We start from the raw sequence: 6681 nt of genomic DNA, 5'->3' as shown, positions 1-6681 counted from the left end.
GCCCTGGGGTGCGGCGAGGGTGAAGCCGGAGGGGTCGCGGACGGTGCGGTAGCCGTCGGGGGCTTCGGGCGGCGGTGGGATGGTGGTCGTGGTGCGGGTGGGCTTCGCGGATTCCGAAGGCTTCGCCGAGTTGGTGGACTTGGTTGCGGTCGGCTTCCCGTCCTGTGTGGTGCGCGGGCTGGAGGGCTTCGCCGCTGGGGTCCCCTCGTCCTCCGTGAGGACCATGCCGACGGCCACACCCGCGCACGCGACGAGGGCCACGGCGACGCCGGCCAGCACCGCGCGGCGGCCGCGCCGGGTCGGCGGCGGAGGCTTGGTCCCGGGAAGTGGTGGCGTGGGCGGCTGGGGAGCGGGAGCGTGCGACACCTCGGCCGTCGCGACGTACGGCACGGCCTGCGCGGCGCCCTCCATCACCCCGCGGTCCAGATAACCCTGCAGCAGCCGGGCGGCTTCCGGCCCCGCCATCCGGCGCTCCGGCTCGCGCTCGAGCAGGCCGTGTACGACGGGCAGCAGTGGCGCCGCCTCGGCGGGCGGGCGGATCTCGTCGGCCATGACCGCCTGGACCACGCCCGCGAGGGAGTCGCGGCGGAACGGTGTCGTGCCGCTCACCGCCGCGCACAGCAGCACGCCCAGCGACCAGAGGTCGGACTCCGGTGCGGAGTTGCCCGATATCCGCTCCGGCGCGGTGTATTCGGGGGTGCCGAAAAAGGCGCGGCTGTTGCTGAGGGTCGTATGCCCAGGCACCTGGGCGATGCCGAAGTCGGACAGCACGACGCGACCGCTGCCGTCCTCCAGCAGGACGTTGTCGGGTTTGAGGTCGCGGTGCAGGACGCCGCGTTCGTGGGCGGCCGCGAGGGCGCCGGCCAGCGCGATGGCGATACGGGCCGCTTCGCGGGCGGTGACCGCGCCCGCCGTCTCGATGAGATCGCCCAGCGAACGGCCGTCGACCAGCTCCAGCACCAGCCACATCTGGCCGTCCACTTCGACGGCGTCGTGCAGCACCATGACATTGGGGTGCCGGACCAGGGCGACCGAGCGGGCCTCCCGGAGGGTGCGCTCGCGCAGCTGTCTGACCTGGGCCTCTGTACCCGCTTCGGCGAAGTGCAGCTCTTTCAAAGCGACTTGCCTGCGGAGTAATTCGTCCTCGGCCCGCCATACGGTGCCCATGCCGCCGCGGCCGAGTCTCTCGCCGAGCCGGTATCTGTCCCCGATCAGCCTGCCCGTGGCTCCGCCCGGGCCCGGCGCCGTTCCCCCGTCGCCTGACATGGCGGTCATGATGCCGCACGGGCGTTACGGATCACAGGGGGCCCCGCGGCGGGGGCTCGAAACCTTCCGTGCGCAGGCGGTCGGCTTCCTCGGCGGCGCCTTCGCGGGTCAGCGTGTTCAGCAGGTATTCGGCCGCGTCCTCGGTGCCCGCGTGCACCTCCTCGTACAAGGCCTCGATGCCGCGGGCGCTGAAGAGGGTGTCGAGCAGTCGGTGGGCGGCGTACGGGAGGCGCGCGTCCGCGCGCACCCGCAGCAGGGCGAGGGCATCGTCGGTCCGGCCCGCTTTGCGGAGCAGGCTGGTTGTCTCCTCGATGGCGGACTCGTCGCCCGCCTCCGCGTGCGGGCGCAGCACCTCGACGGCTTCGTCGACGCGGTCCGTACGGGCCAGCAGCCGGGCCAGCTTGCTCGCGGCCACCTTGTCGGCGGCGTACGGGCGAAGGACCTCGGCCGCGTCGGCGGGGCGGTCCCGTTCGGTGTAGGCGTTGGCCAGTTGGAGTGCGGCGGTGCGGTCGCCGGAGTCGGCGCGGCGGTGCAGTTCCGGCAGGCGGTCGAGGCGGATGAGGAGCTGGGCCAGGTCGTGCGCGGCCAGGGTGTGTCCGTCGTCGGCGGGTGGCTGGAGGAGGGCGAGGGCTTCGTCCGTACGACCGCGTTCGGCGAGCAACGTCGCCAGGGGGCGGACGCAGTCGGCATCGCCGGCCGCTACCCGGTCACGCAGCGCGTCGATGTCGCGGTTGTTCCGCAGCCTGACGTTCAGGATTCTGCGGGCGTCCTCGTCTCCGGCGTCCGCCCGCGCGCGGAGCTCCGCCACCGCGTCGTCCGCGCCGGCGCCGTCGTCCTGGCGGTCGAGAAGGCCGGCCAGGACGAGGCGGGCCTTGGCGTCGCCTGCGTCGGCGCGCTGCCGCAGCTCGTCGACGCGGCCCTCGCGGCCGAGCGCTGTCGCCAGCCGGTCGGCTGCCTGCAGATCGCCGGCGTCCGCGCGGGTCCGCAGCTCGTCCCGGTGCTCCTTGCTCTCCAGCAGGGAGGACAGATGCCAGCGGGCTGTGGCGTCACCGCGGTCCGCGGCCGGCCGCAGCACCTGGCGCGCCTCCTCATCGCCCTCGGGGCCGCGCATCGTGAGAATGCCCGCCAGCCGTACGGCGGCGATCGCCACTCCAGCTGCGGCAAGGCGGCGCAGGTGCGGCACCGCCTCGTCGTAACGCCCGGCCAGCTTCAGGTGCTTGGCGAGCTCCAGCTCGGCGTCCTGGTCCCCGGCCGCGGCACGGGAGCGCAGCTCGTCCAGGTGCCCCTGCTCCCCGAGCAGCCGCGTCAGCCTGCTCGCGGCGTGTGTGTCGAGCTCCGCGCCGTCCCGCAGCAGCTCGGCCGCTTCGTCGGCGCGGCCCGCTTCCGCCAGCATCTCCGCCAGTCGGCCGGCCGCCCGCGGCTCCGGGACGTGGACGCGGAGCGCCTGCAGAGCCTCTGCTGTGCGGCCCTGGCGTACCAGCGAGCGTGCCAGGTCCTCGGCGGCGCGTCGGCTGCGCGCGGCGCGGCGGAACCGCAGGTCCTCCGCGATCCGGTACAGCATGCGGTCCTCGGCGCTCCGCAGCAGCCGGTACGCGTCGATGTCGTCCTCGGTGCGCTCGACCAGTGCCTGCCAGGTCACCGCCGGGACCCGGTCGGCGCGGCGCTCTCGGGCGAGCTGCTGGAGGAGGTAGTCGGCGACGGCGTAGCCGGTGACGGTGCGGCGGTCGGCGCTGAGGAGCTCGATCAGCGGGGCGGTGGCGCGGTCGTCGCGGCGGGCGGTGGAGGTGAGTTCGGCGACGGCGGTGTCGAACCAGGTGTCGTCGGGGTGGTGGGCGGTGAGGTAGCCGCGGGCGGCCGCGCCCAGGAGTTCCCCGGTCAGCGGGGAGCGGATGCCGAGTCGGCGGGCGTCCACGGCGGCGTCGAGGACGGCCTTCTGGGCGTCGGTCGCCTGGCGGTAGCGGCGCATCAGCTGCGGGGCGCCGGCGAGGGACTCCGTGACGTTGTAGTCGGGGTCGGCTACGGCCTGGCCGAGGCGCGGGTCGCGATCGGCCAGAGCGGCGGCGGCTTCGCGCTCGGCGCGGGAGAAGGAGTGCACGGCGATGTGCCGCACTCCGGCGTCGAGGATGTCGACGGCCTGCGGGTAGCGCGGCTTCGGGAGGCCGGTCGCCGACTCCGGGTCGGGCTCGGTGGCGCGCAGTTCGCTGAAGTACTCCGGCCAGAGCGTCCCGACGATCACCACCGGGGTGGGCGCCTGGAGCAGGCGGCGGACGGCGCCCGCCGACAGCGGGGCGTGGCCGGCGCGCTCGTCGGGGACGAAGTACGGGCCCGGCAGGAAGCGCTGCAGTTCATCGAGCCAGACGACGAGCTTCGGCAGCGGGAACGACGCGTCGGCGATCGCCTCGACCAGCCCGCCGTCGCCGAGGTCGGGGGCGAGGACGGCGAAGTCCGGGAGCACTTCGCGGGTCGCCTCGTAGAGCAGCCGGGTCTTGCCGACGCAGGAGTTGCCGACGAGGACCAGGAAGCCGCCGTCCGTGGCGGCGCCGCGCAGCTGCTGCCGTACCCGATCCCCGACGTCGCGCTCGACGAACGGCGGGAGTTCGCCGCCGGGTGGCTCCGTCGGCGCGGCGGGGTGCACGCGCAGCAGCAGCGGGTCCGCGCCCGGGCTGCCGATGCCGGGCAACTCGGCACGGCGGCCGAGGTGTTCACCCAGCCGGTCCACGGCCGGCTGGTCCCGTTCGACGGCGGCCTGGTGGCCGGTGGCCAGCGCCTCCGCCCACCACGCGCCCGCGGCGCCGAGCGCCGCCGCCAGCGGGACCCGCAGCCATGCCGGGCACCAGGCCAGCCAGCCGGGCGCGTCGTCGGCAGCCAGGACCGCCACGGCCGCCGCGCAGCCGGCCGCGACCAGCAGCGGCGCCAGCGCCCGCCGCACCCGCGGCCGATACCCGCCCACCGCCGACCTCCACGCCCGCCCGTCAGTGGCGCCAGCTTAGGACGTACGGAGATCAACGGGGCCTGAGCGACGGGAAGTTGCCCTGTTGTCCAGCTCCGGCCTCAGGTCTTCACCGTCTTCGCCGCGATCCGGCGCTCGTCCGGCCACCGGACGTCCCGCACCCAGCCGAGCCGCTCGAAGATGCGGATGACGCGGGCGCTGGTGTCGATCTGGCCGCGGAGGACGCCGTGCCGGGCCGAGGTGGGGTCGGCGTGGTGGAGGTTGTGCCAGGACTCGCCGCCGGAGAGGAGGCAGAGCCACCAGACGTTGCCGGAGCGGTCGCGGGCCTTGAAGGGGCGGTCGCCGGTCAGGTGGCAGATGGAGTTGATGGACCAGGTGACGTGGTGCAGCAGGCCGATGCGTACGAGACCGGCCCAGAAGAAGGCCGACCAGGCGGCGCCCGCGTCCCAAGTGCCCGCGCCCCACAGGCCGCCCGCGACGGCGGGGGCGCCGAAGGAGAAGAGGGCGATCAGCGGCTGCCACTGCTGGACGCGGACCAGGTCGCGGTCGGCGAGCAGGTCGGGGACGTAACGCTGCTGGTTCGTCTTCTCGTTGTTGAAGGTCCAGCCGACATGCGCCCACAGCATGCCCTTGGCGAGGGCCGGGATGGAGTGGCCGAAGCGCCAGGGTGAGTGCGGGTCGCCGGGCTTGTCGGAGAACTGGTGGTGGCGGCGGTGGTCGGCCGCCCAGGTGATGGGGTCGCCCTCGATGGCCATCGAGCCGGCGACGGCGAGGACGACCTTGAGCGGCCGGTTCGCCTTGAACGCGCCGTGGGTGAAGAGGCGGTGATAGCCGACGGTGATCCCGTGCCCGGCGATCAGATACATCACCGCGCCGATCACCAGGTCGTGCCAGGTGACGCCCCAGCCCCACAGGACGACGATGGACGCGATCACCGCGACGAACGGCACCCCTACGAAGATGCCGACGACGACGCGGTCGGCCGTGCCCATCCGCTCGCCCCAGTACTCACCTGGTCCAGTGGCCGTTGTTGGTCCGGTCTCTGCCGCTGTCATGGCTGGCGCTCCTGTCGTCGGGTGCGGGGTGGGTGCCGGGGCGGCGCGGCTATGCGCCGTCCAGGTCGCGGGCGAGGTGTGCGGCGAGCACGTCGACCGCGGGCGGATCGAGGAGGGCGAGGTGGTGGGCCGGGAGGTCGTGGACGGTGAGGTCCTGGCAGTACGCGTCCCAGCCGAGCGCGGCGTCGGTGCGCTCGTAGCGGGGGTCCTGGACGGTGTGCGGGGCGGGTTCGGTGGCCCGGTAGAGCAGGGTGCGGCCCGGGTACGGGCGCGGGGTGTGCCGCTCGCCGCTGCGCAGGTCCAAGTAGGAGGTGCGCTGGTGTTCCAGGATCGGGGCGGGGAGGTCGACGGCCTGCTCGAGGGTCTTCATGACGAGTTCGACCTGCTCGTCGTCGGAGAGGGCGTCGAGTTCCGCGTACGGGAGGGTGAGCGGGCTGCCGTAGGCGCGCTCGACGTATTCGGCGAAGGCGGCGAAGCGGTGCAGCGGGCTCGTCGAGCCGTCGGCCGGGGTGAAGTCCTCGGCGGGGAGCGGGAGGACGGAGTCGATGAGGATGAGCGCTTCGACGGTGCCGTGCTCGCTGAGCAGGCGCGCCGTCTCCTGCGCGAGGAGGCCGCCGTAGGACCAGCCGCCGACCACCCAGGGGCCTTCGGGGTGGGTGGTGCGGATGAGGTCCGCATAGGCGGCGGCGCGTTCCGGTACGTCGCGCAGGTCCGGCAGGCGCTCGAGGCCGTAGCAGGGGCGGTCGTCGCCGATGCGGGAGATGAGCGGGCGGTAGACGGACGAGGAGCCGCCGGCCGGATGCGCGAGGAAGAGCGGCGGGCGGGTGCCGCCGCCGCGCAGGGTCCGGACCGGCTCCGCGTCCGCCGCTTCGAGGGCCGGCCGCAGCCGGGCGGCGATGGCCGCGACGGTGACGGGGGCGGCGGGGGTGACGGGTCGGGTGTGCTGGTCGTCGATCAGGTCGTCGGGGGTTACGGGAAGGCCCGCGCGCTCGGTGAGTTCGGCGGCGAGGCGGCGGCGCAGCGCCGGAGGGTGGTCGTCGAGGCGGAGGTCGTCCTCGGCGCCGGGGGGCGGGCCGCCGGCGACGTGCTGCCATGCGTGGGCGACGAGGCGTTCGGCAGCGTCGCGGGGCAGGACGCGGTCGGTGGCCGCCTCGGACGGCGCCGCGGTGCCGGGTTCGGTCTGCTCCAGGGCCGCCGCCACGTCCGCGAGGGTGCCCTGTCTGAGGAGCACCTTCAGGTCGACCTTGGCGCCGAACTCGTCCAGCACGGCCGCGCCGATGCGCGCCGCCATGAGGGAGTCGAGGCCGAGGTCGGTGAGCGGGGTGGCGGGGTCGATGCCGTCGGCCGGGTAGCCCATGACGGCGGCGACGCGGGTGCGCAGCCGGTCGAGGGTGGTGACGGGGGTGGCGG

Annotated in this window: 4 protein-coding genes; all 4 read right to left on the bottom strand. The window is 74.5% G+C overall.

The genetic code is table 11. The annotated features are described in order from the left end of the window. The coding region (locus G5C51_RS38630; protein ID WP_165245036.1) for a serine/threonine-protein kinase at window positions 1–1266 on the bottom strand (1266 nt) is incomplete at its 3' end. Between the two features lie 31 nt (window positions 1267–1297). Continuing rightward, a complete protein-coding gene (locus G5C51_RS38625) occupies window positions 1298–4216 on the bottom strand; it encodes a hypothetical protein (protein WP_165245034.1) in 2919 nt (972 codons plus the stop codon). A gap of 101 nt (window positions 4217–4317) precedes the next feature. Next, window positions 4318–5271, bottom strand: a complete 954-nt coding sequence (locus G5C51_RS38620; protein ID WP_165245032.1) for an acyl-CoA desaturase — start codon at window positions 5269–5271, stop codon at window positions 4318–4320. Window positions 5272–5320: 49 nt separating this feature from the next. After that, window positions 5321–6681 (bottom strand): thioesterase domain-containing protein (locus G5C51_RS38615; RefSeq protein ID WP_165245030.1); only part of this gene is annotated, 1361 nt, incomplete at its 5' end.

This window comes from Streptomyces coryli (genome assembly GCF_011044975.1).
GTDB lineage: Bacteria > Actinomycetota > Actinomycetes > Streptomycetales > Streptomycetaceae > Streptomyces > Streptomyces coryli.
Note: the sequence above shows the minus strand (reverse complement) of the source record. Positions and strands in the feature narration are given on the sequence as shown.

Excerpts from the sequence above, each read along its gene's own strand:
- G5C51_RS38620 (WP_165245032.1), bottom strand. The coding sequence starts at position 5,271 with ATGACAGCGGCAGAGACCGGACCAACAACGGCCACTGGACCAGGTGAG.